This is a genomic window from Actinoplanes sichuanensis (assembly GCF_033097365.1).
Taxonomy (GTDB): domain Bacteria; phylum Actinomycetota; class Actinomycetes; order Mycobacteriales; family Micromonosporaceae; genus Actinoplanes; species Actinoplanes sichuanensis.
Window position 1 is genome coordinate 6,761,838 of sequence record NZ_AP028461.1, and the last position, 25,545, is coordinate 6,787,382.

Below are 25,545 nucleotides of genomic sequence, written 5' to 3' on the forward strand. Positions count from 1 at the left end.
GCCCGTCAGGGCCAGGGGTAGTAGACGAGTCGCCAGGTGGTGCCCTCGGCCCGGCAGTAGTAGCCGCTGTAGATCTTGTTGCCGTAGACCGCGTCGTCGCCGGTCTCCTCGCACACCTGCGCGGTGGCGTAGGTGCCGCCGCCGATCACCTTCTGGAACAGCTTGTCGGACACGTAGTTGCCGACCTTCGCGCCGGCGGTGTTGCCCTGCGTCCCGTCCCAGCTGTAGTGCACGCCCAGGTAGACACGGCTGCGGGCGTCCTCCAGCGCGGCCGCGCTGAAGCTGGAGAACGTGCGCGTCACACCGACCGCGTGCGGGTCGTCCGTACCGCCGGTGAAGGTGACGTTGTCGGTCCCGAAGTAACGCTCCATGGTCTTGGCCCAGGCCCCGCCGAAGGTGGCATGCCCGGAGATCCAGGCCGGGAAGGCGGGGCTGAAGTTGACCCCGTTCCGGTCGGCCGACAGCGGCTTCCAGGCGGTGTCGGCGGTGGTGGCCGCGTTGTTGTCGGTGCCCGCCAGCTGGATCGCCGATTCCGGCCGCCACAGGTCGATCGCGGTCAGGTACTTGGCGTCCCAGGCGACCACCGCGGCGTCCGCCATCGCGGCGCTGACCAGGGCGAAGAGCCGCAGGTTTGCCATCTGGTCGAGGCCCCGGTTCGCCGACACGGTCTGGGTGTGTGCGTAGTGCTGTCCTGGCGGCTTGTACGTGCCGTCCAGGTCGTTGGCCCAGTACCAGGCGATCTGTGTCTGATCGGCGGAACGTGTCGACCCGGTCGCCCGGCCGAGGCTCTTCACCTCGTTGACCTGGGTGGCGTACGCCGAACTGGCCAGCAGCGACGACATGGTCGAGTAGCCGCCGGGCAGGGCCGGGCGGAGGTTGTTCAGCTTGTACGACTCACCGAACCGGGAGAACGGCACGACCTGCCCCCAGCCGGGGGTGACGGCGTTGCCGGATCCGGTCGGCCGCCAGTATCCGGGCTCGTTGACCGTCGTGTACGTCGTGTTGAGCCCGGACCGGTCGGAGTTCGGGCTCCGGTTGGCGAGCATGTTCTGCCCGGCGGTGACACCGACGCTGCGGCCCTGCTGCTGGGAGGCGTCCACCGTGATGCCATCCTGGGCCGCGGTCAGGTCGCCGCTGAACCCGACATTCGGGTAGAGACTGGTCAGGACGGTGTGCGCTGCGTAGTCGATGGCCGTCTCGACATCCGGGTTCGCCCAGTTCGTGATCGGGTTCGAGCCGGTGTAGTCGATGGCCAGGCAGTTGAAGTCGTCGTACGTACCCGTTTTGTAGCAGTTGATGGTGTTGACCGCGTTGAACATCGCGTTGTGCATCATCGCCCCGGAACGCGCCAGTGGTCCGGGCGCGCCACCAACCGTCCGGTACGTCTTGAGCAGCACGTTGTTCCAGAAGATGACGTGGTCGCCGATCGGCGCCGCCTGGGCCGGCGTGGCCGTGACCGGCACCAGCGCGATGGCGAGCATCCCGAAGAGTGCTCCTCTGAGCATTTTCCGCATGAAAACCCCCGTTGACAAAGCAGATGCGGGGGATCCTTCAGTCCACATGAGACGTCTGGGTAACCGTTCGGTCACAATCAGACATGTAGATGTTTAAGATCAACAAAGATCCGGCGAAAAATTTCTGCCGACCGACTGCACAACTCGGGTCCGGGATGCGTCGATGAGGTGTGACCTTCGAGCAATTCGCGTTGGCCCGGCTGCCCAGCCTGCTCAGATACGCGGTCGTCCTCACCGGCGACCGTGACCTGGCGCAGGATGTCGTGCAGGAGGTGCTGGCGCGTGCCCAGGTCCGCTGGAAACGCATCAGCGACGCCGACTCACCCGAGGCGTACGTGCGACGCATGGTGCTCAACGAGTACCTGTCGTGGCGGCGCAGCTGGGCGGTGCGTCACATCCACGCGGCCGGGGAACGGTTGATCGAACTCGACGACGCTCGCGGCGGGGTCCGCGACCACGCGGACGGTGTGGTCGAGGCCGACGCGCTCTGGCACCGGCTTGCCGCCCTCGGGCGCAAGCAGCGGGCGGTGCTGGTGTTGCGCTACTACGAGCAGCTGGACGACGACGCGATCGCCGACCTGCTGGGATGCGCGCCCGCCACGGTGCGCAGCCACGCGTCGAGGGCACTGCAGATCCTCCGGCTCGATCAGCAGTCGGAGCTACGAGTCCACGCCGAGGAGAGGTCGTGAACGAGCACGGAGACCGGCTGCGCGAAGCCTTCACCAAGCACGAGACCGAGACGCCGGACCCCGCAGCGGTTTACGCCCGCGTCGAGGAGCTGGCGAAGAGATACAAGTGGCGCCGGTTCGGTGTGCAGGCCGCGGGCGGGGTGGCGCTGAGCGCCGGCCTGATCGCGGGCATCACTCAGCTGCCGGCGATCCTTCCCGCCGCCCCGTCCGCGAACACCGCGCCCGCCTTCGAGGTGGCCGCCCCGGTCGCGTCCCTCGACCCGGCTGCGAACCTCACCGAGGACGAGGTCAAGGCCGGTATCGCCGCGTACTTCGAGGCCGGTTTCGGCTACGACAACGCGGTCGAGCTGGCCAAGCTGTGGAACCTGGCGTCCGACCAGATCGGCCAGGTCAAGGCGGTCGCCGGGCAGAAGCTGCTGGCCGGGGAGACTCTGCCGGTCACGGCCAAGCCCAACGAGGACGGCCCGGTCACCGAGGAGCCGCCGGCCGACCCGCTACGGGACAAGCAGGTGGAGGAGTTCTTCCTGCAGGGCTACGACTGGGACGACGCGGCCATCCTGGCCGAGCTGTGGAACCTCACCGAGCCGGGTGACGCCAAGGCCGAGGCCGGCAAGCGCCTGCTCGCCGGTGAGACGCTGCCGGGCGGGGTCAAGCCCGATCCGCAGCAGGTCGAGGACGGCAAGAAGGCCCGCCTGGCGAACATCTTCTGGGACGCCGGCTACGACGGTGAGGACGCCGCGAAGCTGGCCAAGCTCTGGAAGATGGACGACACGTACGAGGTCAAGGTCGAGGCCGGGCGCCGGATCCAGGCCGGCGAGACGCTGCCGATCAAGCCGTGACCCCGGGTCTGCGCCGGCGCATCGGCTTCGAGATCGAGCTGATGGCCCCTCCGGGGGTCAGCCGGCGCACCCTGGCCATGGATCTGGCCGGACGCTGTGGGGGCAGCGTCCGGCCGGTATGGCACCACGACAGCGAACCGTCCCTGGTTCCCGGCCTGGGACGGTTCCTGCACCTCACGCAGGGTTTCGAGGTGCGGCGACCGAGCGGTGAACCGCTCTGCACGCTGGTCGACGACGTCACCCTGCTGCACGGCCTCGACCCACGGTCGCCGGCCATCCCCGGCTGGCATCGGGTCCTCACCGACGACACCCGGCTGTTGCGTCTGCTCGCGTTGCACTGCGATCCGGGCGCCCACCTGCCGGAGGTGCTGCAACCGGCGGCCCGTCTCTGGGGCACCGACGTCCAGCAGCATGACCGGATCTTCCGGCTCGACGACCCGTCCGGCGCGACGGTGGCCCTGGCCTCCCCGGCCGGTGGCGAACGCGAACGGCCCTGCGAGATCGTCACCCCGCCGATCGCCGAGGATCATCACGCCGCTCTGGCCGAGCTGCTGGTCCCGGCCCGCGAGTTGGGTTTCACCATCCCTCGCGAGGCGGCGGTGCACCTGCACGTCGACGGCGCCCCGTTCCGGTCGCCGGACGCGCTGGCCAACGTGGTGCGCCTGTTCGCCCACTATCGCGACGCGCTCCGGGAGCTGCTGGCCACGAATCCGGCCTGCCGCCGCCTGGCCCCGCTCCCAGCCGAACTGGTCACCGCGGTCGAGGGCAAGCCGACAACCGACGAACTCCGCAAGGCGGCCACCGAGGGCGGCCTCACGAAGTTCTTCGACGTGAACCTCACGCAGGTCCTGACCGACACCCCGATCCGGGACACGGTCGAGATCCGCATCCTCCCCGGCGCCATCGACGCCGGGGAGATCATCAACCGCGCCGCGCTGGTCGACCTCCTGCTGGCCCGCTGCGCCGACCCGGTCACGATCGCGCCGCCGTCCCACCCCGGATCCGCGGTGGAGACCTTGCTGGAACTGGCCGCCGAGAGCCTTCAAAATCTTGAGGGGTACGGCCAGTAGGAGCACCGTTCCCTACACCGCGAGCCAGGCGGCCCGGCACCGCCCGGCCGCGACCGCCGGGCTGTTGCCCACCGCACCGGCCCGCCCGGCCGTGGTCAGGGGGTCTTCGGCTCGCTGATCAGGGCCTGCAGGACGTCTCGGGTGGCCGGGGCGATCCGGGGGTGGACACCCAGGTCGGTGAGCAGTTCGGTGGCGGCGGCCATCTCCTCGCGGCGGCGGACGGCGTGTTTCCGGGAGCCGTCGACCAGGCGGTCCAGGGTGTCGGCGTTGCTGCGGATCAGCTCGTCACGGATGTTGCCGCGCAGCCACTCCTCCAGTCCGGCGGCCCGCGCCGCCTCCAGGGCCTCGGTCACCGCGGCGGCCATGCCCTTGTAGAAGACGCTGCGCAGCAGTTTGCGGGTGGCGGCCGTGCCGACCGGCCCGTCCAGGACCTCCACCGTGGCGCCGAGTCTACCGAGCACCGCGGCCAGTTCGGCGGCGGCCGGGCCACTGGCGGTCATCGGCGTGCGCAGGCCGCGGCCCGGTACCGGCGACATCAGGGCCACGTCGACCACCCGTACCGTCTGGCCGCCGAGTGCCGCGAGACGTTCCTTGAGGGCGGGGGTCGCGGTGTTGAGATCGGCCCAGATCGTGCCGGTGGTGAGCGCCGGCAGGGAGTCACGGAGGGCGTCCGTCGCGTCGGCGGCGCTGTTCACGCTGAGTACCAGCGAAGCGCCGGTGACCGCGTCGGCGTCACCGTCGGCGGGCCGCACCCCGGCGGGCGCCGGCACCTTCGGGTCGTAACCCCGCACGATCGCCCCCGCCGCGACCAGATCGGCCGCGATCAGACCGCCGGCTTCACCGAGCCCGAGAACGGCGATGACGGGCCGGCTTGCGGGTTCTGTCATGGCGGCGTCTCCTGACTCATCGAGGGGCGCGGCACCGGACCGGCCGGCGCTGTGCGGCGAGTGTTCCAACCCGGCGACAGGATTGTCAACAATTGTTTCGACGACCCGCGTGGCCTAGGCTCGATCGAGTGACCGCGCCCTTGCGGATGGCTCGACGCGCGGATTGTTGACAATTTTGTTAGTAGTCGGATGGGAAGACGCGATGACCGATGCGACCCTGGTGCTCACCGCCCACCCCGGTGACTTCGTCTGGCGGGCCGGCGGCGCCATCGCCCTGGCGGCGTCCCGTGGTCAGCGCGTGGTGATCGGCTGCATGAGCTTCGGCGAGCGCGGCGAGTCCGCCTCGCTCTGGCGCAAGGGCTACACGTTGCAGCAGGTCAAGGACCATCGACGGGCCGAGGCCGAGCAGGCGGCCAAGGTGCTCGGGGCGGAGATCAGGTTCTTCGACGCGGACGACTACCCGCTGGTCGAGACGCCGGCTCTGCTGCAGGGCCTGATCGACCTGTACCGCGAGATCCAGCCGGGTGTGGTGCTGACCCACGCGGCGGCCGACCCCTACAACTCCGACCACGCGTTCGCGCACGCCATCGCGCTGAAGGCCCGCATCCTGGCGCAGGCACCGGGGGTCGAGGGGCCGGGTGAGGTGATCGGCGCGCCGCCGGTCTTCAGCTTCGAGCCGCACCAGCCGGAGCAGTGCGGTTTCCTCCCGAACGTGCTGCTCGACATCACCGCGGTGTGGGAGGTGAAGCGGGAGGCGATGCGGATCCTGGCCGCGCAGAAACACCTGCACACCTACTACACCGAGCTGGGCAGCCGGCGCGGCCTTCAGGCGTCCCGCAACTCGGGGCCGAACCTGGGCCTGCCCAACGACACCTACGCGGAGGCGTACATGCGGCTCTACCCGCAGGTCACCCGGGAGCTGTCGTGACCGCCCGGCACGTGGTGGTCCGCACCTCGAAGCGGGTGCCCGTCGAGGTGCTCACCGGTCTGGCCGAGGCCGGAGCGTCGGCCGTCCACGAGGCGGACGGGCGGCGCGGGGCGGTCTCCCCCGATCTACGGCCGATCCAGGCCGGGGCACGGATCGCCGGGAGCGCCGTGACGGTGTCCTGCCATCCTGGCGACAACCTGATGATCCATGCGGCGGTGGAACAGGTCCGGCCCGGTGACGTGGTGGTGGTGACGACCACGTCGCCGTCGACCGACGGGATGCTCGGCGATCTGCTCGCCACGTCGTTGCGGGCGCGCGGCGCGATCGGCGTGGTCCTGGACGCGGGTGTCCGGGACGTGGCCGAACTGCGGGAGATGGGTTTCCCGGTGTGGTCCCGGGCGGTCAGCACCCAGGGGACGGTCAAGGCCAGCCCGGGGTCGGTGAACATCCCGATCGTGGTGGGCGGCCAGGTGATCCATCCGGGCGACGCGATCGTGGCCGACGACGACGGTGTCGTGGTGGTTGCGCACGAGCGGGCCACGGACGTGCTGGAGGCGGCCCGGGACCGGATCGCCAATGAGGCGTCGAAACGGGCCCGCCTGGCCGACGGGGAGCTGGGCCTGGACATGTACCGGCTGCGGCCGCTGCTGGCCGAGCTTGGCGTCGTCTACGTGGACGAGCCGTGAGCATCCCGGTCGTGATCATGCGGGGCGGCACCTCCAAGGGGGCCTACTTCCTCCGCGAGGACCTGCCGGCCGACCCGGCGGAACGCGATGCGCTGCTGCTGTCGGTGATGGGGTCGCCCGATCCGCGACAGATCGACGGGATCGGTGGCGGGCATCCACTGACCAGCAAGGTCGCCGTGATCAGCCGGTCCACGGATCCGGCCGCCGACGTGGACTACCTGTTCCTGCAGGTGCAGGTGGATCAGCCGCGGGTCAGCGCCGAGCAGCCGTGCGGGAACATCCTGGCCGGGGTGGGGCCGTTCGCGATCGAGCGCGGTCTGGTCCCGGTCGCCGGTGACGTCACCCCGGTACGGGTCCGGATGGTCAACACCGGAGCACTGGCGATCGTCTCGGTACCCACGCCGGACGGGCACGTCACCTACGCCGGCGACACCGCGCTCAGCGGCGTGCCGGGGACCGCGGCGCGGATCGAGGTGGAGTTCCGGGACACGGCCGGGTCGGTCGCGCCCGGGCTGCTGCCGACCGGACGGGTCCTCGACGACCTGGACGGGGTGCCGGCCACGCTGATCGACAACGGGATGCCGGTCGTGGTGATGGCCGCGAAGTCGCTCGGTGTCACCGGGCGCGAGACCCCGGCCGAACTGGAGGCGGACACGCGCCTCTGCCGTCGGGTGGAGCACCTGCGTCTCCTTGCCGGCACGCTCATGCAACTGGGAGATGTGCGCGCGACGACCGTACCGAAAATGTGTCTGACCTCGCCGCCGGCGAACGGTGGCAGCCTCGCGACGCGGATGTTCATCCCGCATCGCGTCCATGCCTCCATCGGTGTCCTCGCCGCCGTGACCGTCGGCACCGCGGCGGCCATGCCGGGCAGCGTCGCGCACATCGGGGCCGCCGGGGCGATCCGGCTGGAGCATCCGACCGGTTTCACCGACGTGGTCATCGACCTCGCGGCGGGTCGTTCGGCGATCGTCAGCACCGCCCGCCTGCTGCTGGAGGGGCGGGTCCATCCCCGTCGTAACCCGGAAGGAGCCATCGTCCATGGCTGAGAAGATCCGTGACATCGCCCATGTCTCTTCGGTTGAGCTGCTGACGCCCGTCCTGGACGACACCGTCCGGTTCTTCACCGACCAGATGGCCATGGAGGTCGTCGAGCGTCGCGGCGACAGCGCCTACCTGCACGCCTGGGACGATTACGAGCATTTCACCGTCAAGGTCACCGGCGGGAACACCTCCGGCATCGGCCGGACCTGGCTGCGGGCACGCAGCCCGGAGGCTCTCCAGCGGCGGGTCCACGACATCGAGGCGGCCGGTCTCGGCGAGGGGTGGAGCTCCGACGAGCCGGGGTACGGTCCGGTCTTCCACTTCACCGACCCGGACGGGCACCCGTTCGGCATCTACTACGAGACCAGGCGTTATGCGGCGTCCGAGGCCACCCGCCCGTCATTGAAGAACCAGGCCGCGCGCTTCCCCGGGCGCGGCACCAACGTGCGGCGGCTGGACCACGTCAACTATCTGGCCCGGGACGTGCCGCGCAACGAGGAGTTCCTGGCCGGTGCGCTGACCGGGCGGGCCAGCGAGCAGATCGTGCTGAACGACGGGACCAAGGCCGCGGTCTGGTACACGTTCACCGACAAGTCCTACGACCTCGTCTACACCCGCGACTGGACCGGGACGGAAGGCCGTCTGCACCATGTGGCGTTCGCGACCGACACCCGCGAGGACATCCTGCGTGCGGCCGACGTGTTTCTGGAGGCCGGTGTGCACATCGAGACCGGACCCCACAAACATGCGATCCAACAGACATTCTTCCTGTACGTGTGGGAGCCCGGCGGCAACCGCATCGAACTCTGCAACGCCGGCGCGAGACTGCTGCTCGCCCCGGACCACGAGGTGGTCACCTGGACCGAGGCCGAACGGGCCAAGGGGCAGGCGTGGGGTCTGAAGACGATCGAGTCGTTCCACACTCACGGGACGCCTCCGCTTTAAGGGCGGGCTCCGTTTTCAAGGGTGGACTCCGTCTTAAGGGTGGCCGCCGTTCTCCTCCAGGGAACGCAGTACCTCGATGACGCTGGCGATGTGCTCGCGCATCGCCGTCTCGGCTCCGGCCGGGTCACGCTCGCGGATCGCCGTGATGATCCGCTCGTGTTGCGGCAGTGACGTCTGCGGGCGGCCCGGCAGCAGGGACAGCATGAACTGGTGCCGGGCCAGCTGGGCGCGCAGCGTGCCGATCAGCCGGTCGGCCGTGGCGTGGCCGGCGATCGTCCGGATCAGGCCGTGCAGCCGCTGGTTGAGGTCACTGTAGCGGCGGAACTCGCCGGATTCGACGGCCCGGCGCATCAACAGGCCGATCTCGTCGAGCTCGCTGGCCTGCGTATCGGTGACCCGCTCGGCGGCCTGCGCGGCGACCAGGCCCTCCAGAACCATCCGCACCTGGGTGATCTCGATGGTCTCGGCGAGCGAGATCTTGCGGACCTGGGCGCCGCGGTTGCGCTGGATCTCCACCAGGCCCTCGCCGGACAGGTCCTGCAGGGCCAGCCGGATGTTGAACCGGCTCACTCCGAACCGCTCGATCAGCTGCGCCTCGACCAGGCGTTCGCCGGGCATGTACTCGCCGGACAGGATGGCCGTGCGCAGCTCGTCGCGCGCGGTCGCCTTGTCCTTGCCCTCGCCCGTGTCCCGTGGCCGTGCCCGCCGCACGCCGGTGAGGTTCTTCTCCGCAGACATGTGATCCCGTCAGTGCTCTGTTCAGGCCTTTTCGGTGCGGAAACGATACCGCGCGGGACGTTCTTCCCGGCGCCAAGATCTGCACGCTTCGCAGTCGTGTGCCACCAGATTGTCAACGATCCAATTGGAGTCGACTTCACAGCGACTTGAGCTGGAAACATGATTGTTGACAATCCTGCGGACAACGAGCACGATCCGGTGACGCAGCGCACAACCCCTGCGGGGAAAGAAGGAATGCCGATGTCCTCCACGTCCGTCCGCGGCGGCCGCCTCGCCGGCCTCGTCGTCGCCATCTGCTGGCTGGTAGTCCTCTTCGACGGTGTCGACCTGTTCATCTACGGGGCCGTACTGCCCGGCATGCTCGACGACCCGTCGCTCGGCCTGACCAAGGAGGCCGCCGGCAGCCTCGGCAGCTACGCCACCTTCGGCATGCTGCTCGGCGCCCTCGGTTCGGGCCCGCTGACCGACCGGATCGGCCGCAAAAAGATGATCATCGCGAGTACGGCCGTCTTCTCGCTCGCTTCGGGGATCTGCGCGGCCGCGCCGTCGCTGACCGTCTTCGGGCTCGGCCGGTTCGTCGCCGGACTCGGGCTCGGTGGACTGCTGCCGATCGCGCTGACCATGGTCGCCGAATTCGCCCCGACCCGGCGGCGCAACCTGCTGATCGGGTCGCTGATGACGGCACACCAGGCAGGCGGCATCCTCGCCGCGACGCTCGGACTGTGGTTGCTCGACTCGTACGGCTGGCGGTCCGCGTTCTGGATCGGCGTACTGCCGCTGTTCATCGCCGTGCCGCTGGTCGCCCGCTTCCTGCCGGAGTCGCTGAGCTTCCTGCTCTCCCGCGGCCGCACCGAGGAGGCCCGCCGGCTCGCCGACGATTACGGGGTCGCGCTACCCGTTCCCACCTCTTCGGTCTCTTCGACCTCTCGCTCCGCTTCTTCTTCGCCCTCCCCTCTCGCCTCCCCCGCGGCCGCCTCTTCGACCTCTCGCTCCGCCCCTTCCTCCGCCTCTTCTTTCGACCGCGCCGGTGGCGTCCTCGATCTCTTCCGTGGCGGCCGCTGGCAGCCCACCCTCCTGTTCTGGCTCGCCTCGTTCGGCGGGTTGCTCCTGGTCTACGGCGTCAACACGTGGTTGCCGACGATGATGCGCGCCGAAGGCTACGACCTGGGTTCGGCTCTCTCCTTCCTCATCGTGATCAACCTGGGCGGCATCGTCGGAATGCTCGTCGCGGGCCGGGTCGCCGACCGTTTCGGAGCCATCCCGGTCGCCGCCGTGTGGTTCGCGCTCACCGCGGTCGGTGTCTACCTGCTCGGCATTCGCACGCCGATCGCCGTCACGTACACCATCGTCTTCTTGAGCGGGGTGTGGCTTTTCAGCGCCCAGACCATGGTGTACGCCGCGGTGACCACCCGCTACGACACCCCGAACCGCGCCACAGCAGTCGGTTCGACCGCCGGGATGGGCCGCTTCGGCGCCGTCCTCGGCCCATGGCTGGGCGGCCAGCTGATGGCGGGCGGCAACCAGGGCTGGGGATTCACGGTCTTCGCGGGCGCAGCCGCCTTCGCCATGGTGTTCGTGCTGCTGGCCGGACTGCGAAGCCGCCCACAATCGACTGCCGAGCCTCGCACCCCGGCCACCGCCACACACTGACCAGCTTCGACGGGCTCGGACGGATCATCGTCCGGGCCCTCACACTGCCCACCGTCAGGCCTCGCTCTCCCTTCACCCAGTCACATCCCGCGCCTCGCTTTCCCACACGCCCCGCGCCTCCGCATCCAGCCTTCCCACGCGCCCGCGTTCCGGCTTCCCGGCACCCGCCTTTTCAGCGCCGCGCACTCCCCGCGCCCCGCGTTACACCGCCGTCTCGCCGCGCCTCCTCGAGCTTCCCAACCGCCCTCCTCGCTGATTGTTGACAATCGTGCGCATCATCTTGTTAAAGATGTGCTGCGGGATTTATCGTTCGCTCACGGCGCCGCAACATCCTCCAGCACAGGCTCCCGACGAGGGGATCCCGCATGAGATCGGTTCGCACGGCCGCATTCGCCCGCATCGCTGTCGTGGCGCTCCTGGCCGCCGCGCTGCTCGTCGTTCCACCCGCCGGTCCGGCCGGGGCCATCCCGGTCCGGCCGATCATGGAGTGCTCCGCCGTGACCGGGCTCGCCCTGCCCGGCGTCACCTTCCGGTCGGCGGTCGTGACCAGCGACGGGGCGCCTGCCCCGTACTGCGCGGTCGAGGGTGTCATCGCCCCGGCGGACACGATCGTGATGCGGCTGCCGGTCAACGGGTGGACCGGACGCTATCTTCAGACCGGGTGCGGCGGGCTCTGCGGAACGGCCCGGATCAACTACCCGCAGGCGGCGGCCTGTGCGCCGATCGCGGACGGCACCATCGCCAGCGCCACCACCGACATGGGACATCAGGGCGGCAACGACGGCTCGTGGGCGGCCGGGAACCCGCAGGCGCAGATCGACTTCGCCTACCGAGGCGTGCACGTGACGGCGCAGGTCGCCAAGGCCGTGATCACACGCTTCTACGGGCGGCCGCCGGCGTACAGCTACTTCAGTGGATGCTCGGACGGCGGGCGTGAGGCGCTGATGGAGGCGCAGCGATACCCGGACGACTTCGACGGCATCGTGGCCGGGGCGCCGGCGAGCAACATCGTCGTCCAGAACACCTTCCACCACGCGTGGAACGTCGTCGCCAACCGGGACGCCGACGGCCGGTACATCCTGCTCGCCGACCGGCTGCCGATCATCCACCAGGCGGTGATGGCCGCCTGTGACGGTCTGGACGGACTCGTGGACGGGGTGCTCGACGACCCGCGGCGGTGCCGGTTCGACCCGTACCGTCTGGTCTGCGGTGACCGGGCGACCTGCCTGACCCGTGCCGAAGCGACGGTGGTCCGCAAACTGCACGACGGGGCGGTCGACGCCCACGGCAACCGGCTTGAGCAGGAGATCTCCCACGAGTGGGGCTCCGAACTGGACTGGACCCTGTTCGTACCCGCCGCTCAGGGACAGGTGACCTTCAGCGAGAACATCGCGCTGTCGTTCCTGCGGTACCTGGCCTACTTCAACGTCGCCGACCCGGACTATCGGCTCAGCGATCTGCGGTTCACCGAGTCGTCGTTCTGGCGGACGGTGCAGACCTCGAAGTACCTGTCGGCCACCGACCCGGATCTCAACCGGTTCCGTCGTGGCGGCGGCAAGCTCATCCTCTGGCACGGCTGGTCCGACCAGCATATCTCCCCGCAGGCGACGCTCGGCTACTACGACGCGATGCGGGCCACGATGGGCGGGCGGGTGGTCGACGACTTCAGCCGGCTCTATCTCTTCCCCGGGCTGGCGCACTGCTCCGGTGGACTCGGACCGGACACCTTCGACATCCTCACACCGTTGCTGAACTGGGTGGAGAACGGCGTCGCCCCGACCTCGGTGATCGCCACCAAGGGCACCCGCAGCCGGCCGGTCTACCCCTATCCGGCGGTTGCCCGCTTCGACGGCTCCGGTAGCACCGACAACGCGGCTGACTTCGTCCCGATCGTCCCTTCTCGTGAGCCGGCGGTCGGCTACGAATGGCTGGGCGCCGGTCTCTACACCCACGGTTACCAGACCTCCTGCCAGGCCGTGAACGGCCGTCTAGTCTGCGCTCCCGGTCAACCCATCCCGCGCCGCTGACGCCGGCCGTGGACGCTGTCCCCGATGTCTTGGACAAGCCCACGGCCGGCCCATGACGGCTAGCCTCGCGTGTTCAGGAAGGTGACCAGTCCTTCGGCGAAGGCCGGTTGCCGGACCGCGCCGAGGTGGTCGCCGTCGATGACGGCCAGTTGGGCGTTCGGGATGGCCTTGGCGAGCAACTCCGGACGGGTGGCCAGGACGTCGTCGCGGCCGGTGATCAGCAGTGTGGGCACGGCGATCGTGTCCAGCGGGATGGGGCTGGCGTGGATGGCGGCGGCCTGAGCGGCCAGAGCTGTACGGTCGCCGCCCACCGCGTCGACGAACGCCCGGAAACCGGCCGCCGCGGGATGGGTGATCGTGGACGGGTCGTCGGTGTGGAAGGCCTCACGGAACGCCTCCGCGGGGATCACGCGGGTGTCGACACCGCCGAGCTCGACGACCGCGGAACCGACACCGCCGATGACGAGGCGGCGCAGGCGGGGATCGCGGGTGGCGAAGATCAGGGAGACGATCGCGCCCATCGAATAGCCGGCCACGTCGACCTGCTCGACCTTCAGCAGGTCGAGGAGCGTGATGACGTCCTGGGCCATCCGGGTCTCGCCGTACACCGCCGGGTCGTGTGGCTTGCCGGAGCGGCCGTGACCGCGGGCGTCGATCGCGATCACCCGGCGACCGCCGGCCGTCAGAGCCGCGACGATGCCCGGCAGCACCCAGTTGGTCTGGCCGTTGGCGATGAAACCGTGATGCAGGAGCACCGGTGGCAGGTCGGAATCACCCTCCCATTGGTCCCAGTAGATCTCCACACCGTCGGTGGCCTCGAAGGTCGGCATCGGCGGATTCCTCTCCAGTTCAGCTCGGGCGCACGACAGCGTATGCGCGGAAAGCGTCTGCGGTATCGGTGAGATCGCCGGTGTGGTCACCATGTGCGACGCGGGGAGCACTACCGATGTTGATCGCGATACATTTCCGGCTGTGACCCCCACACAGTTGCGTGCCTACTCCGCCGTCGTCCGATGCGGCTCGGTGAAGCAGGCGGCGGCGCAGCTCGAGGTCTCCGAATCCGCGGTGTCGCTGCACATCGGACAACTCCGCAAAGAACTCGGCGATCAGCTCTTCTCGCGGACGGCGAACGGGCTCTCCTTCACACCGGGCGGGCTGCGGCTCGCCAGCCGGGCCACCGAACTGCTCGGATTGCAGGACATCACGGTGCTGGAGGTCAGCTCCGCCGGGCAGGGGCGGCGACTGCTGCGGGTCGGCGCGTCGTCGTTGTTCGCCGAGCACGCCGCGCCGGGGCTGATCGAGCTCTTCGCGAGCCGGGCCGCCGACCTGGACGTCGAGTTGAGTGTGCGCAACCCGGGCTCGTTCGTGGAGGCGCTGATCGAACGCAGCATCGACATCGCGATCGGGCCGCCGCCGACGCTCCCGGACCCGGCAGTGCGGTGCCGGCCGGTCATGTACTACAAGGTCGTCGTCGTGGCCGGGCCTGATCATCCACTCGCCGGGACCCAGCCGACACCGCGGCAGCTGCGCGACCAGACGTGGCTCCTCGGCCCGTCGGCCGCCGCCGACCGCGGCGCCATCCCGACTCTGTTGCGACGGCTCGGGGTGCCGGACGACCGGCAGCAGATCTTCCAGAGCCACGCGGCCGCCATCGAGGAGGCCAAACGCGGCCGCGGGGTGGCGGCGGCGTTGTCCTTCACCGTGGCGCCCGAGATACGCAAGGGACACCTCGTCCAGTTCTGCGGCCCGCATGCGGCCCTCGAGGAAGTGTGGCACTCGCTGACGCTGGCCGAGGCCGGCAAGCCGTCGGCCGCCGCCGAGCTGGCCCGTTTCGCGTCGACGCCGCGGGCCATCCAGGCGATGATGCGCGGTAGTGGGGTCAACGTGGCCCGTTTCAAGCCGTCGATTCATGTCACCCTCTGGAGTTGACGGCCGGATCATTCCGGCCGGGGCAGCCAGCGCCAGTTGAGCTCAGGCCAGGTGGGCGCCGGTCCGGGCAGGGCCACGCCGGCACGGAGGCCATCCAGCAGCATCGCCAGATAGCGACGACGCAGTGAGGTGGTGCGGACCGGGTCGGGCACGCGGACCGCGGCGCACATCTCCAGCAGCATCGTCAGGTCGGCCGGAACCGCCTCGGGGCGCATCTGTGGTCGGGCCCGCTCGAACAGTGCGGTGGCAAGCTCATCGGCGCGGACGGCATCGGCGCTCATCTCCTCGGTCGGGGTGAACGTGCCCGCCAGATGCACCGTGAGCGAGTGCACATCGGCGTCGACGACACCGTGCACGAACGTCTCGAAGGCGGCCCAGTCGTCGGTCCTGGCGGACGCCCGCTCGGCCTGGTCGATGAAGGTGCGCAGCCCGTCGTGGCACAGCCTGCGCAGCAGGTCCTCCTTACCGGCGTAGCGCCGGTAGAGGGCGCTGATGCCGACGCCGGCACGGTCGGCGACCGCGGCGACCGGGGCGCGTTTGTCGGCCAGGAAGACCTCTTTGGCCGCGGCCAGGATCGTCACGTCGTTGCGTGCGGCCTGGCGGGCTCGGCCGGACGTCGGGCTCGTCATGCCGTCGACTATAGCGGAGCGGAATACTCTGTTCCGCATCCGGCCTCGATCTGTTACGGTCGAACGGAACGAAGCATTCCGTTCCTTCCGGAAAGAGGAAACCGGCATGACCGCGATTCGCCCCTTCCGCATCGACATCTCCGACACCGACCTCGAGGACCTGCGTGACCGGCTGGGCCGTACCCGCTGGACCCCCGAGATTCCCGGCCAGGGCTGGCAGCGCGGTGTCCCCGTCGACTACCTGCGCGGCCTGGCCGCCTACTGGGCGGGCGAGTTCGACTGGCGTGCGGCCGAGGCCCGGCTCAACGCGCTCCCCCAGTTCCTCACCGAGGTGGACGGGCAGACACTGCACTTCGCGCACGTCCGCGCCGCCGACCCGACGGCCACTCCGCTCCTGATCACCCATGACTGGCCCGCCTCGTTCGCCGTCTACCTACCCGTGGTCGAGGCACTGCGTGAGCACTTCCACCTCGTGCTGATGAGTAATCCGGGCGTCGGCTACTCCGGCCCGCTGACCACAGCCGGCTGGACGACGTCGCGGACCGCTGCGGCGTTCCACGAGGTCATGGCCCGCCTGGGCTACGAGCGGTATGGCGTTCAGGGCACCGGCGGAGGAGCCGCCACCGCCGTCGAGATGGGCCGTCAGCAGCCCGGCAAGGTGATCGGCGTGCACGTCAACGGGCACATCACCTTCCCCTCCGACGACCCGTCCGACTTCGCCGATCTCACCGAGGCCGAGCAGGGCCGCCTGGGCCGGCTGCAGGAGTTCCGCGACGACAAGATGGGCTTCAACGTCATCCAGTCGACCCGGCCGCAGACCCTGGCGCACGGTCTGCACGACTCGCCCGCCGGCCAGCTCGCCTGGATCATCGAGAAGTTCAAGGAGTGGACCGATCCGGCCGCAGACCTGCCCGAGGATGCCGTCGACCGCGATCTGCTGCTGACCAACGTCAGCCTGTACTGGTTCACCGGGACGGCCGGGTCCTCCGCCAACCTCTACTGGGAGATGGCACACGACCCGGCCGCGTGGGCGCCGAAGCCGAAGTCCACGGTTCCACTGGGCGTGGCGCTCGGCGTCACCGACGTGACGATCCGGCGTTTCGCCGAACGGGACGCGCCCGTCACCCATTGGACGGAGTTGCCGGCGGGCGGCAACTTCCTCTCCGCCGAGCAGCCCAAGCTCTTCAGCGACGACGTACGGGACTTCTTCGGTGCGCTCTGACCAGGCTTCGTCTGCGCTGCCGGGTCTCCTCAGGAGCACCCGGCCCGCGCGGGGCTCTGCCCACCGACCGGCGCTCCGCCGCGGTGAAGCCCAGGAGCACCCGGCCCGCGCGGGGCTCTGGCTACCTATCCGTCGGAGAGCGCGGCGCCGAAGACGATGGTGACGCTGAACGTGGCACCGTCCACCTGGTAGGCGTAGCAACCCGGTCCGGCAACCGTCGTCGTCGCGGGCAGATCGTTGTTCTCCCTGGTCAGATAGGCGTAATGGCCGCCGTCGCGTTCCTCGCCGACGTAGGAGAAGGTTGCGGCGGCCGTTCCAGGGGCATCGATGCGCGCGGCCCGCACCAGGACCGGACCGGAATAGCCGACGCCGATCCAGCGGACCTTCTTCTCGTAGGTTCCGTCCGGCCGGCGGTCGTCGGTCCGCAACTCCAGGACGGCGCCGCCGCGGAAGTAGTCGGCGATCGGGTAGAGCGGGCCGTCGCCGAGCACCCGACCGGCCTCGCCCGGACCGGACCAAGGGCTCGGTGTGGCGACCGGGCACGGGGCACCGGCCGCCACTGCGGGCAGCCGTAACGGTGGGACGACGAGTGAGGCGGAAGCCGACGGCGCGGGTGGATCCGGTGGCCCGGGCTGCGGGCTCTCACATCCGGCGACGCACAGCAGCAGCGTGGCAGCGATGGCAGTCGTCCGGCGTGCACGCGGCATGTCCGCAGTATTCGTCAATGTCTCGCAAGAACGCGACCCCGCAACCGGCGGGGCGACACCGGGAAGTCAGACCGCACTCGGAGGAAGGGCCGTCAGGTCGGAGCGGAATGCCGGCGGGCGGGTCAGGTGGCGTAGATGATGGATCGCTTCGGTCAGGTCGGTGAACGTGGCGGCCGGCAGCAAGTGGTCGCAGAACGGGAGGGCTGCGGCCATGGCTCCCACCCTCGGGGCCCAGCCTGGTGTGCCGGCTCGGGGGTTCAGCCAGAGGATGCTGTGGGCGCGGCGGCGCAGGCGGGTCATCGCGGCGGTCATCGCTTCCGGAGGGTCGCTGTCCCAGCCGTCGGAGGCCACGATGACCACCCCGCCGCGGACTGTGTCGCCATGGTGGGAGTCGAGGAGGGTGGCGATGTTCGTGGCGATCCGGGTGCCGCCGAAACGGTCGTCCACGGCAGCGCCGGCCTGGTCGACGGCCTCCCGTGGGGAGGTGTGCCGCAGCGGGACGGTGAGCCGGGTCAGGCGGGTGGCGAAAGCGAACACCTCGGCGTCGGCGACTGTCGTGAAAGCCCGCATCAGCTGGAGATACGCGGCGGCCTGGGCGCGCATCGACTCGCTGACATCACAGAGCATCACGACCCTGCGGGGTTTCGGCAGCGGTCGTTCGCGGACCACGGTGATCGCCTCCCAGCCGGTCCGGCGGGCGCGGGCGATGGTGGCGCGCAGCGCCACCCGGCGGCCGGCCGGGTCAGCCCGGTGGCGGCGGCCACGGCGGTGTGGCCAGTCGGTGAGGGCGGCCCGCAACGCAGCGCCCAATGCCTCGGTCTGGGGCTGGTCGAGGTCCTCGAACGGGACCGCGGCCAGGGCGGCGAGAGCGCTGGGGCGCAGTTCGGGCAGGTCGAGGCCATCGTCGCCAGAGTCTTCGTCGGCGGCTACGGCGGTCGGCAGGGTCGCCCAGGGCAGGCCTTCGCCGCCGGCCGCGGCCTCGTCGCCGGCTCCCGGAACAGGGACGTGGACCGTGTTGTCGCGGCTCTTCGGGGGTACCGCGGAACGGCTCAACGGCAGCGGCGGGGTGTCATCGAAGACCGTGGCGAACACCCGGTCGAAGAGGGCGAGATCGTCATGACGGCGGACCAGCGACACCCGGGCCGTCCAGTAGAGGACGGTCCGGGACGTCGGAGGGCTGGCGCCGAGGGCCCGGACCAGGTCGCCGGTCTCGGTTATGCCGACACGCAGGCCGGCGCGACGCAGACGGGCCGCGAACGCGACGGCGAACGCGGCCCGGTCCGTGCCGCGCAGCAGGACCGGGGCGGGTTCAGCCGCGGGCAACGAACCAGACGATCACGGCGGCGACCACGACAGCGCCGATGGCGACCGGGATGACCCGCTTGTAGATCGAACTGCCGGCGACGGCGAGCAGATCGATTGCCTCCGGTTCGGCGGTCTGAAGGGTGCGCTCGGCGGACGGCGCGGCCGACGAGCCGGCCGCCGCATCGGCGGCCGCGGGCGCCGGGGACACGGCGGCAAGGTCGGCGTCGGGAGTACGGAGGGGGGCGACCGGCTCGAGGGTGCCCTCGGCTGTCCGCAGGCGACCGGCCGACTGGTCGACTTCGCCGGCGGACGGGTCCGGGGCGATCGCCGGAGCGGTGACGTCGCTGTTCTCCGGCACGGCGGGAGTGCTTTCACCCGGAGCCACGGCGGAGTCAGGGGCGATCGCTACCGCGGAATCAGGCGCGGTGGCGACCGCGGCGTCGGAGGCGGTCGTCGCCCCAGCGTCCGAAGCGGTCGTTGCCGCGGCGTCGGAGGCGATGGTGACCGCGCCATCGGAAGCGCCTGAGACGGGTGTGGCCGCAGCAGGCTCGGTAGAGACAGCCACGGAAGGGGCGGTGGATGCGGCGGGCGTGGCGGCCACGGAAGGGGCAGCGGATGCGGTGGGGGTGGCGGCGGCCGCGGCGTCGGTGGCCAGCTTGGACTCCAGGTTGGTCACGAACTGGGTCAGCAGCTTCGAGGAGACCTCCTTGATCATGCCGCTACCGAACTGGGCCAGCTTGCCGCTGATCTTGAGATCGGTGTCCACCGAGACCCTCGTGGTGGTCGGAGATTCGGCGGTGAGGGAGGCGCTGACCACTGCGGCCGCGTTTCCGGCGGAGCGGGCGTCTCGGCCCTTCGCGTCGATCACCGCTCGGTAGGCGGCTTCGTCCATGGCGGTGAACTGGGCGGTTCCGGTGAACTCGGAGATCACCGGGCCCACCTTGACCTTCACCTTGCCCTTGTAGACGTCACCCTCCACGCCGGTGAGCTGGGCGCCGGGCATGCACGGGGCGATGCCTTCGAGGTCGGTGAGGACCTTCCACGCCTGGTCGACCGGGATCTGCACGGTGAACTCGTTGGTGATCTTCATTGGGGGTTCTCCTGAGAAACGGCAGAAGCAGCAGAAACGGAAGTGGCGGCGGAAACCGAAGGGACGCCGGCGGAGGAGGCGGCCGCGGGAACGGCCGCTGCGATCGTGTGGCGGTCGTCCGGGGTTTTGGCGATGGTGCCGAGAGTTCGCAGGGTGTCGCTCGGGGCGAGCTCGGTGGCGCCGAGAGCGGCCAGCGCGGACACCCAGTCGATGGTCTCGGCCAGGCCCGGGGCCTTGTCCAGGTCCAGCGCGCGGACCCGGCCGATGAACTCGGTGGCGTCGCGGATCAGTGGCGCGGACGCTTCCGGGACGGCTCGGCGCACGATGGCGGCGGCCTGAACCGGAGAGGGGAAGTCGATCCAGTGGTAGAGGCATCGGCGGCGCAGCGCGTCGTGCAGGTCGCGGCTCCGGTTCGAGGTGAGGACCACGACCGGGGGGCGGGTGGCGGCGAAGGTGCCGAGCTCCGGAATGGTGACGGCGGCTTCGCCGAGGAATTCGAAGAGGAGCGCCTCGAACTCGTCGTCGGCCCGGTCGATCTCGTCGATGAGGAGCACCGGCGGGGTGGGCCCGTCGTGGCGGACGGCTCGCAGGATCGGCCGTTCGAGCAGGAACTCGTCGGTGAACAGGGAGGCGTCGTCGGTGGCCTGGCCGAGCCGGATGTGCAGGAGCTGCCGCTGGTAGTTCCACTCGTAGAGGGCTTCACCGGCGGTCAGGCCCTCGTAACACTGCAAGCGGATGAACGGCGTATCCAGGGCCTGGGCCAGGGCTTTCGCGGCTGCGGTCTTGCCGACACCGGGTTCGCCCTCGAGCAGCAGCGGTTTACCGAGGCGCAGGGCCAGGAAGACGGCCATGGCCAGGCCCTCGTCGGCCAGGTAGTCGACGGCGTCCAGACGCTGGACGACCTCTTCAGGATTCTTCATTCGCCAGTAGCCGCTCATAGTCTTCCGGGGTGTCCACGTCGACCGGCACGGTACCGGCGGTGGCGATCTCGGTCACCGGGTACCGGCCCGAGTGCAGCAACTTCCACACCGCTTTGTCGCCGTGCAGGGTGGACAGATCGTCGTACACCTGGTGGTGGAAGACGAACGGATGCCCGAGCCCGTCGGCGTAGCGGCACACCCCGATCGGGGCGTCGACCAGGGCGACCCGGCGCACGTCGAACGGCGACACCAGCGGCTGGTCACCGAGGAGCAGGATCAGACGGTCGGTGTCGATGTGCGGGATCGCCGTCCGGATCGACGATCCGCATCCGTCCTGGTAGGAGGGGTTCTCGATGACTCGTACCCCGGAGAGGTCGACCTTGTCGCGGATCTCCGCGGCCGATCCGCCCAGGGTGACCACCAGATCGTCGAGATGGCAGGACCGGGCCATGTCCAGCGTGGCGTCGAGCAGGGTGCGGCCGCGGAACGGCAGCAGTTGCTTGGCCTCGCCGAGCCGCCGCGAGCCGCCCGCCGCGAGCACCAGGCCCGTCACGCTCATGAGTTTCGGCCGCGCGTGTGCTTCTTCAGGCAGCCGGGGCAGCAGTACCAGAAGTCCTGGCCGTCGACGACGGCATGGTGGGTGTCGGCGCCGACCACGACGGTCATCCCGCAGATCGGGTCGATCGCGGTGGCGGCGGGGGTGAACGTGGCCGGCCCAACGGGCAGGGTCGGGCCGGCCACGAACTCTGGTTCGGCCTGCGCGAAAGCGGCGGCCTCGGCATGCGAAGCGGGCGCGGCCTTGGGCGAGACCGGCTGCGAAACGGAGGTCGAGCCCGACGACACGATCGGGACCGAGGAAGACGACACGACCGAGCCCGCGGAAGACGACACGGCCGAGGGTGCGGAGGACGACACGGCCGAGGGTGCGGAAAGCGGCGAGGCGGAGGAAGGCGGCGCCGCGGCGGAAAGTGTCGAGGAAGGCGAGGCGATGAGGCCGCCCGTGCGCATCTCACGGACAATTTCTGCCAAAACCGACAGAGCGATTTCCTTGGGGGTACGGGCGCCGATGTCGATTCCGGCGTGCGGACGTATCCGTGCGCGCTCGTCCAGGGTGAGGTCCATGGCGTCGAGCAGGATCGCCGAGCGCGTGTGGCTGGCGACCAGAGCGATCAGGCCGACCCCGGCGTCGAGCGCGGCCCGGATGGCCCGCTCCTCATCCCGACCGAGCCCGGCGACGACGACCGCGGTGACGCCCGCGACTTCGGTGACGCCCGCAACCGAGGAGGCCGCAGAAGGGGAAGCCGCAGAAGAGGAGGCCGTGGAAGGGGAAGCCGCAGAAGAGGAGGCGGTCGAGGGGATCACCTCGAAGTCGAGGAATCCGGCGAGTTCGGTGACGGCGCGGCTGATCGGGCTCTCACCAGCGACCGCGATGAGGGGTTTCGGCAGTACCGGGCGGAGGAAGATCTCGATCGCCCCGCCGGAATGGCAGGGATTGACGACGACGAGCGCGCCTGGCGTCTCCGGGAACTCGGCCGAGTCCTCGGGCAGCACCCGCAGCAGCATGGAGTCACCGTTGCGTAGCGTCTCCATGGCCGCGGCACGTACCGACGTCTCGGCGCAGACCCCGCCGACGAAGCCCTCGATGGACCCGTCGGCGAGGATCACCGCGTCGTCGCCGGCCCGGGCGGAGGTGGGTTCCTGCGCCCGGACCACGGTGGCGTGCACGAAGGGGCAACGCGCGGCGGTCAGTTCGCGCGCCCGCTCGGCGGTGCTCGTCGTCATCATGTGCTCCCAAAGGGTCTTGCGACGAGGCTCGGGCGGCGCGGAGCCGGCCCGAACCTCGAACGCCGCGGACTCAGATCGGCGGGGTGGCCTGGCCGCGCATCGCGTCCCAGACGCGGGACGGGGTGAGCGGCATGTCCGCGTGCCGGATCCCGAACGGCTTGAGCGCGTCGACGACCGCGTTGACGATCGCCGGCGGGGAGCCGACGGTCGCGGACTCGCCGATGCCCTTGGCGCCGATCGGGTGGTGCGGCGACGGGGTGACCGTGAATCCGGTCTCCCAGTCGGGCACTTCGAGCGCGGTCGGGATCAGGTAGTCCATCAGCGAGGCGCCGAGGCAGTTGCCGTCCTCGTCGAAGGAGATCATCTCCATCAGGGCCATGCCGACGCCGTCGGTGAGGCCGCCGTGCACCTGCCCCTCGATGATCATCGGGTTGATCCGGGTGCCGCAGTCGTCGACCGCGATGAAGCGGCGGACCTTGACCTCGGCGGTGCCCGGGTCGATGTCGACGACGCAGATGTACGCCCCGTGCGGGTAGGTCAGGTTCGACGGGTTGTAGCAGATCTGCGCTTCGAGGCCACCCTCGACGCCGTCCGGCAGGTCACCCGCGCCGTGCGCCCGGAACGCGATCTCCTGGATCGTCACCGAGCGCCCCGGGTCACCCTTGACCTGGAACGAGCCCTTGACCCAGTCGAGGTCGGCGACCGACACCTCGAGCATCGCCGAGGCGATCAGTTTCGCCTTGTCGCGCACCTTTCGGGCGACCAGAGCGGCAGCCGCACCGGAGACCGGTGTGGACCGGCTCCCGTAGGTACCCAGACCGAACGGCGTGTTGTCGGTGTCGCCGTGCAGAACGTCGATGTCGGCCGGCGGAATGCCCAGCTCCTCGGCGACGATCTGCGCGAACGTGGTCTCATGGCCCTGCCCCTGGGTCTTCACCGACAGCCGGACGACCGCTTTGCCGGTCGGGTGGACCCGCAGCTCGCAGCCGTCGGCCATACCCAGGCCGAGGATGTCCATGTTCTTACGCGGACCGGCGCCGACCGCCTCGGTGAAGAATGCGATGCCGATGCCCATCAGCTCACCACGGGCCCGCTTCTCCGCCTGTTCCTTGCGGAGCTCGTCGTAGCCGGCCATCTCCATGGCCAGACGCATGGTGGGCTCGTAGTCACCGGAGTCGTACACCCAGCCGGTCTTGGTGGTGTACGGGAACTGCTCGGGCTGGATGAAGTTCTTCAGCCGCAGCTCGGCCGGGTCCATCTGCAGTTCGTAGGCGAGTGCGTCGACGATCCGCTCGACCAGGTAGACGGCCTCGGTGATGCGGAACGAGCAGGCGTACGCGACACCGCCGGGCGCCTTGTTGGTGTAGACGGCGGTCATCTTGCAGTGCGCCGCCTGCAGGTCGTAACTGCCGGTGAAGACGCCGAAGAAGCCGGCCGGGTACTTCACCGGGGCGGCCGTGCCGTTGAACGCACCGTGGTCGGCCAGCACGTTCGTACGGATGGCGAGGATCTTGCCCTCGCTCGTCGCGGCGATCTCGGCGCGCATGATGTAGTCACGCGCGAAGCCGGTGCTGATCAGGTTCTCCGACCGGTCCTCCATCCACTTCACCGGCCGGCCGGTGACGATGGAACCGACGATCGAGTGGACGTAACCGGGGTAGATCGGCACCTTGTTGCCGAAGCCGCCACCGATGTCCGGCGCGATCACCTGGATCTTGTGCTCGGGGATGCCGGCGACGATCGCGTACAGGGTGCGGTGCGCGTGCGGGGCCTGGGTGGTCGACCAGAGCCGCAGCTTGCCCTCGACCGGGTCGAAGTCGGCGACCGAGCCGCACGTCTCCATCGGGGCCGGGTGGACCCGCGGGTAGACGATGTCCTCCTTGACGATCACGTCGGCCGAGGCGAAGACCCGGTCGGTCTCCGCCTCGTCGCCGGTCTCCCAGTCGAAGACGTGGTTGTCGGTCTTGCCCTCGAGGTCGGTGCGGATCACCGGGGCGTCCGGGGACAGCGCCTTGCGCACGTCGACGACCGGTTCGAGTACGTCGTACTCGACGTCGATCAGTTCGAGCGCGTCCCGGGCCTGGTAGCGGTCCTCGGCGACGACGAACGCGACCTCCTGGCCCTGGAACCGCACCCGGTCGGTGGCCAGGACGGCCTGCACGTCGTTGGAGAGGGTGGGCATCCAGGCCAGGCCGAGGCCCTTGAGGGTCTCGCCGGTGATGACGGCCTTCACCCCGGGCGAGGCCTCGGCGGCGGAGGTGTCGATGCTGACGATGTTCGCGTGCGCGAACGGCGACCGCAGGATCGCCAGGTGCAGCATGCCGGGCAGCTGCACGTCGTCGACGAACCGGCCACGGCCGCGGAGCAGGCGCGCGTCCTCCTTGCGCAGCATCCGGCCGTAGCCGACGGGCTGGAGGTCGTTGTTCTCGAACACCTGGGTCACGGCGCCACCGCCTCTTCCTTGGACGCAGCCGCAGCAGCGGCCTCGTGCGCCGCGGTCCACTGCACGGAACGGACGATCGACGAATATCCCGTACAGCGGCAGATCTGGCCGGAGATGGCCTCGCGGATCTCGCCCTCGGTCGGGTCCGGATTCTTGTCGAGCAGCGCCCGGCAGGTCATCAGCATGCCCGGCGTGCAGAAACCGCACTGCAGGCCGTGGCACTGCCGGAAGCCCTCCTGGATCGGGTCCAGTTCGGCGCCGTTGGCGAGACCTTCGACGGTACGGACCTCGTGGCCCCCGGCCATCGCGGCGAGCACGGTGCACGACTTGACGGGCTCGCCGTCCAGCCACACCACGCACACCCCGCAGTTGCTGGTGTCGCAGCCCCAGTGGGTACCGGTCAGGCTGAGCACGTCGCGCAGGAAGTGCACGAGGAGCATGCGGGCTTCGATCTCACGGGTGTACTCGGTCCCGTTCACCGTCATGGTGACCTGCATG

The 25,545-nt window shown here is 69.9% G+C and carries 24 protein-coding genes; 11 read left to right on the forward strand and 13 right to left on the reverse strand.

What is annotated here, in order from left to right:
* Positions 1-5: 5 nt before the first annotated feature.
* Positions 6-1,505 (reverse strand): vanadium-dependent haloperoxidase, encoded by a 1,500-nt coding sequence (locus Q0Z83_RS31300; RefSeq protein WP_317786834.1) that lies wholly within the window; start codon positions 1,503-1,505, stop codon positions 6-8.
* 179 nt (positions 1,506-1,684) lie between these two features.
* Between Q0Z83_RS31300 and Q0Z83_RS31305 the strand changes: the two genes are divergently transcribed.
* Genes Q0Z83_RS31305 through Q0Z83_RS31315 form a run of 3 tightly spaced genes read left to right on the forward strand, consistent with a single transcriptional unit; the run spans position 1,685 to position 4,112 of the window.
* Positions 1,685-2,203, forward strand: a complete 519-nt coding sequence (locus Q0Z83_RS31305) for a SigE family RNA polymerase sigma factor (RefSeq protein WP_317786835.1) — start codon at positions 1,685-1,687, stop codon at positions 2,201-2,203.
* Positions 2,200-3,042, forward strand: a complete 843-nt coding sequence (locus tag Q0Z83_RS31310; RefSeq protein WP_317786836.1) for a hypothetical protein — start codon at positions 2,200-2,202, stop codon at positions 3,040-3,042. The genes Q0Z83_RS31305 and Q0Z83_RS31310 overlap by 4 nt, the downstream gene beginning before the upstream one ends.
* Entirely contained in the window at positions 3,039-4,112 is a 1,074-nt protein-coding gene (locus Q0Z83_RS31315) for an amidoligase family protein (RefSeq protein ID WP_317786837.1), read from the forward strand. Before Q0Z83_RS31310 ends, Q0Z83_RS31315 begins: the two co-directional genes overlap by 4 nt.
* Positions 4,113-4,207: 95 nt before the next feature.
* On the opposite strand, the gene Q0Z83_RS31320 is transcribed toward Q0Z83_RS31315, so the two are convergent.
* A complete protein-coding gene (locus tag Q0Z83_RS31320; protein ID WP_317786838.1) occupies positions 4,208-4,999 on the reverse strand; it encodes an NAD(P)-dependent oxidoreductase in 792 nt (263 codons plus the stop codon).
* Between the two features lie 202 nt (positions 5,000-5,201).
* On the opposite strand from Q0Z83_RS31320, the gene Q0Z83_RS31325 reads away from it, so the two are divergent.
* The 4 genes from Q0Z83_RS31325 to Q0Z83_RS31340 are packed head-to-tail and all read left to right on the forward strand — an operon-like array spanning position 5,202 to position 8,602.
* Positions 5,202-5,927: a PIG-L deacetylase family protein gene (locus tag Q0Z83_RS31325; protein ID WP_317786839.1), complete on the forward strand. Its 726-nt coding sequence runs from the start codon at positions 5,202-5,204 to the stop codon at positions 5,925-5,927.
* Positions 5,924-6,613: a 4-carboxy-4-hydroxy-2-oxoadipate aldolase/oxaloacetate decarboxylase gene (locus Q0Z83_RS31330; RefSeq protein WP_317786840.1), complete on the forward strand. Its 690-nt coding sequence runs from the start codon at positions 5,924-5,926 to the stop codon at positions 6,611-6,613. The genes Q0Z83_RS31325 and Q0Z83_RS31330 overlap by 4 nt, the downstream gene beginning before the upstream one ends.
* Positions 6,610-7,662 (forward strand): 4-oxalomesaconate tautomerase, encoded by a 1,053-nt coding sequence (locus tag Q0Z83_RS31335; protein ID WP_317786841.1) that lies wholly within the window; start codon positions 6,610-6,612, stop codon positions 7,660-7,662. The genes Q0Z83_RS31330 and Q0Z83_RS31335 overlap by 4 nt, the downstream gene beginning before the upstream one ends.
* The gene (locus Q0Z83_RS31340; protein ID WP_317786842.1) at positions 7,655-8,602 is read left to right on the forward strand and encodes a VOC family protein; all 948 of its coding nucleotides are present in this window, start codon (positions 7,655-7,657) and stop codon (positions 8,600-8,602) included. Before Q0Z83_RS31335 ends, Q0Z83_RS31340 begins: the two co-directional genes overlap by 8 nt.
* Before the next feature lie 33 nt (positions 8,603-8,635).
* On the opposite strand, the gene Q0Z83_RS31345 is transcribed toward Q0Z83_RS31340, so the two are convergent.
* Positions 8,636-9,340, reverse strand: coding sequence for a GntR family transcriptional regulator (locus Q0Z83_RS31345; RefSeq protein ID WP_317786843.1), 705 nt, complete (start codon positions 9,338-9,340; stop codon positions 8,636-8,638).
* A gap of 240 nt (positions 9,341-9,580) precedes the next feature.
* Between Q0Z83_RS31345 and Q0Z83_RS31350 the strand changes: the two genes are divergently transcribed.
* Together Q0Z83_RS31350 and Q0Z83_RS31355 are read left to right on the forward strand one after the other, a co-directional pair.
* Complete coding sequence (locus Q0Z83_RS31350) at positions 9,581-10,990, forward strand: MFS transporter (protein WP_317786844.1); 1,410 nt, start codon at positions 9,581-9,583, stop codon at positions 10,988-10,990.
* 365 nt (positions 10,991-11,355) lie between these two features.
* Positions 11,356-13,017, forward strand: a complete 1,662-nt coding sequence (locus Q0Z83_RS31355) for a tannase/feruloyl esterase family alpha/beta hydrolase (protein ID WP_317786845.1) — start codon at positions 11,356-11,358, stop codon at positions 13,015-13,017.
* Between the two features lie 59 nt (positions 13,018-13,076).
* On the opposite strand, the gene Q0Z83_RS31360 is transcribed toward Q0Z83_RS31355, so the two are convergent.
* Positions 13,077-13,847: an alpha/beta fold hydrolase gene (locus Q0Z83_RS31360; protein ID WP_317786846.1), complete on the reverse strand. Its 771-nt coding sequence runs from the start codon at positions 13,845-13,847 to the stop codon at positions 13,077-13,079.
* A gap of 142 nt (positions 13,848-13,989) precedes the next feature.
* Here Q0Z83_RS31360 and Q0Z83_RS31365 point away from each other — a divergent pair, with 142 nt between their 5' ends.
* A complete protein-coding gene (locus Q0Z83_RS31365; protein WP_317786847.1) occupies positions 13,990-14,946 on the forward strand; it encodes a LysR family transcriptional regulator in 957 nt (318 codons plus the stop codon).
* An 8-nt stretch (positions 14,947-14,954) separates the two neighbouring features.
* On the opposite strand, the gene Q0Z83_RS31370 is transcribed toward Q0Z83_RS31365, so the two are convergent.
* On the reverse strand, positions 14,955-15,575 hold the full coding sequence (locus Q0Z83_RS31370) for a TetR/AcrR family transcriptional regulator (RefSeq protein WP_317786848.1): 621 nt from the start codon (positions 15,573-15,575) through the stop codon (positions 14,955-14,957).
* Positions 15,576-15,681: 106 nt separating this feature from the next.
* Here Q0Z83_RS31370 and Q0Z83_RS31375 point away from each other — a divergent pair, with 106 nt between their 5' ends.
* The gene (locus Q0Z83_RS31375; RefSeq protein WP_317786849.1) at positions 15,682-16,797 is read left to right on the forward strand and encodes an epoxide hydrolase family protein; all 1,116 of its coding nucleotides are present in this window, start codon (positions 15,682-15,684) and stop codon (positions 16,795-16,797) included.
* Positions 16,798-16,922: 125 nt separating this feature from the next.
* Here the strand turns inward: Q0Z83_RS31375 and Q0Z83_RS31380 are convergent, their stop codons facing one another.
* The 8 genes from Q0Z83_RS31380 to Q0Z83_RS31415 all read right to left on the reverse strand — a co-directional run bounded on the left by Q0Z83_RS31380 (position 16,923) and on the right by Q0Z83_RS31415 (position 25,544).
* Positions 16,923-17,504 (reverse strand): hypothetical protein, encoded by a 582-nt coding sequence (locus Q0Z83_RS31380; protein WP_317786850.1) that lies wholly within the window; start codon positions 17,502-17,504, stop codon positions 16,923-16,925.
* Positions 17,505-17,570: 66 nt separating this feature from the next.
* The gene (locus tag Q0Z83_RS31385) at positions 17,571-18,827 is read right to left on the reverse strand and encodes a vWA domain-containing protein (RefSeq protein ID WP_317786851.1); all 1,257 of its coding nucleotides are present in this window, start codon (positions 18,825-18,827) and stop codon (positions 17,571-17,573) included.
* Complete coding sequence (locus tag Q0Z83_RS31390) at positions 18,814-19,899, reverse strand: SRPBCC family protein (RefSeq protein WP_317786852.1); 1,086 nt, start codon at positions 19,897-19,899, stop codon at positions 18,814-18,816. The genes Q0Z83_RS31385 and Q0Z83_RS31390 overlap by 14 nt, the downstream gene beginning before the upstream one ends.
* Positions 19,896-20,819 carry an AAA family ATPase gene (locus tag Q0Z83_RS31395; RefSeq protein WP_317786853.1) on the reverse strand — a complete coding sequence of 308 codons (924 nt, stop codon included), beginning with the start codon at positions 20,817-20,819 and terminating at the stop codon, positions 19,896-19,898. Before Q0Z83_RS31395 ends, Q0Z83_RS31390 begins: the two co-directional genes overlap by 4 nt.
* On the reverse strand, positions 20,806-21,378 hold the full coding sequence (locus Q0Z83_RS31400; protein WP_317786854.1) for a nucleotidyltransferase family protein: 573 nt from the start codon (positions 21,376-21,378) through the stop codon (positions 20,806-20,808). The genes Q0Z83_RS31395 and Q0Z83_RS31400 overlap by 14 nt, the downstream gene beginning before the upstream one ends.
* Positions 21,375-22,601, reverse strand: coding sequence for an XdhC family protein (locus Q0Z83_RS31405; RefSeq protein ID WP_317786855.1), 1,227 nt, complete (start codon positions 22,599-22,601; stop codon positions 21,375-21,377). The genes Q0Z83_RS31400 and Q0Z83_RS31405 overlap by 4 nt, the downstream gene beginning before the upstream one ends.
* 73 nt (positions 22,602-22,674) lie before the next feature.
* Positions 22,675-25,047, reverse strand: a complete 2,373-nt coding sequence (locus tag Q0Z83_RS31410; RefSeq protein WP_317786856.1) for an aerobic carbon-monoxide dehydrogenase large subunit — start codon at positions 25,045-25,047, stop codon at positions 22,675-22,677.
* Positions 25,044-25,544 carry a (2Fe-2S)-binding protein gene (locus Q0Z83_RS31415; RefSeq protein WP_317786857.1) on the reverse strand — a complete coding sequence of 167 codons (501 nt, stop codon included), beginning with the start codon at positions 25,542-25,544 and terminating at the stop codon, positions 25,044-25,046. The genes Q0Z83_RS31410 and Q0Z83_RS31415 overlap by 4 nt, the downstream gene beginning before the upstream one ends.
* Between the last annotated feature and the right edge of the window lies 1 nt (position 25,545).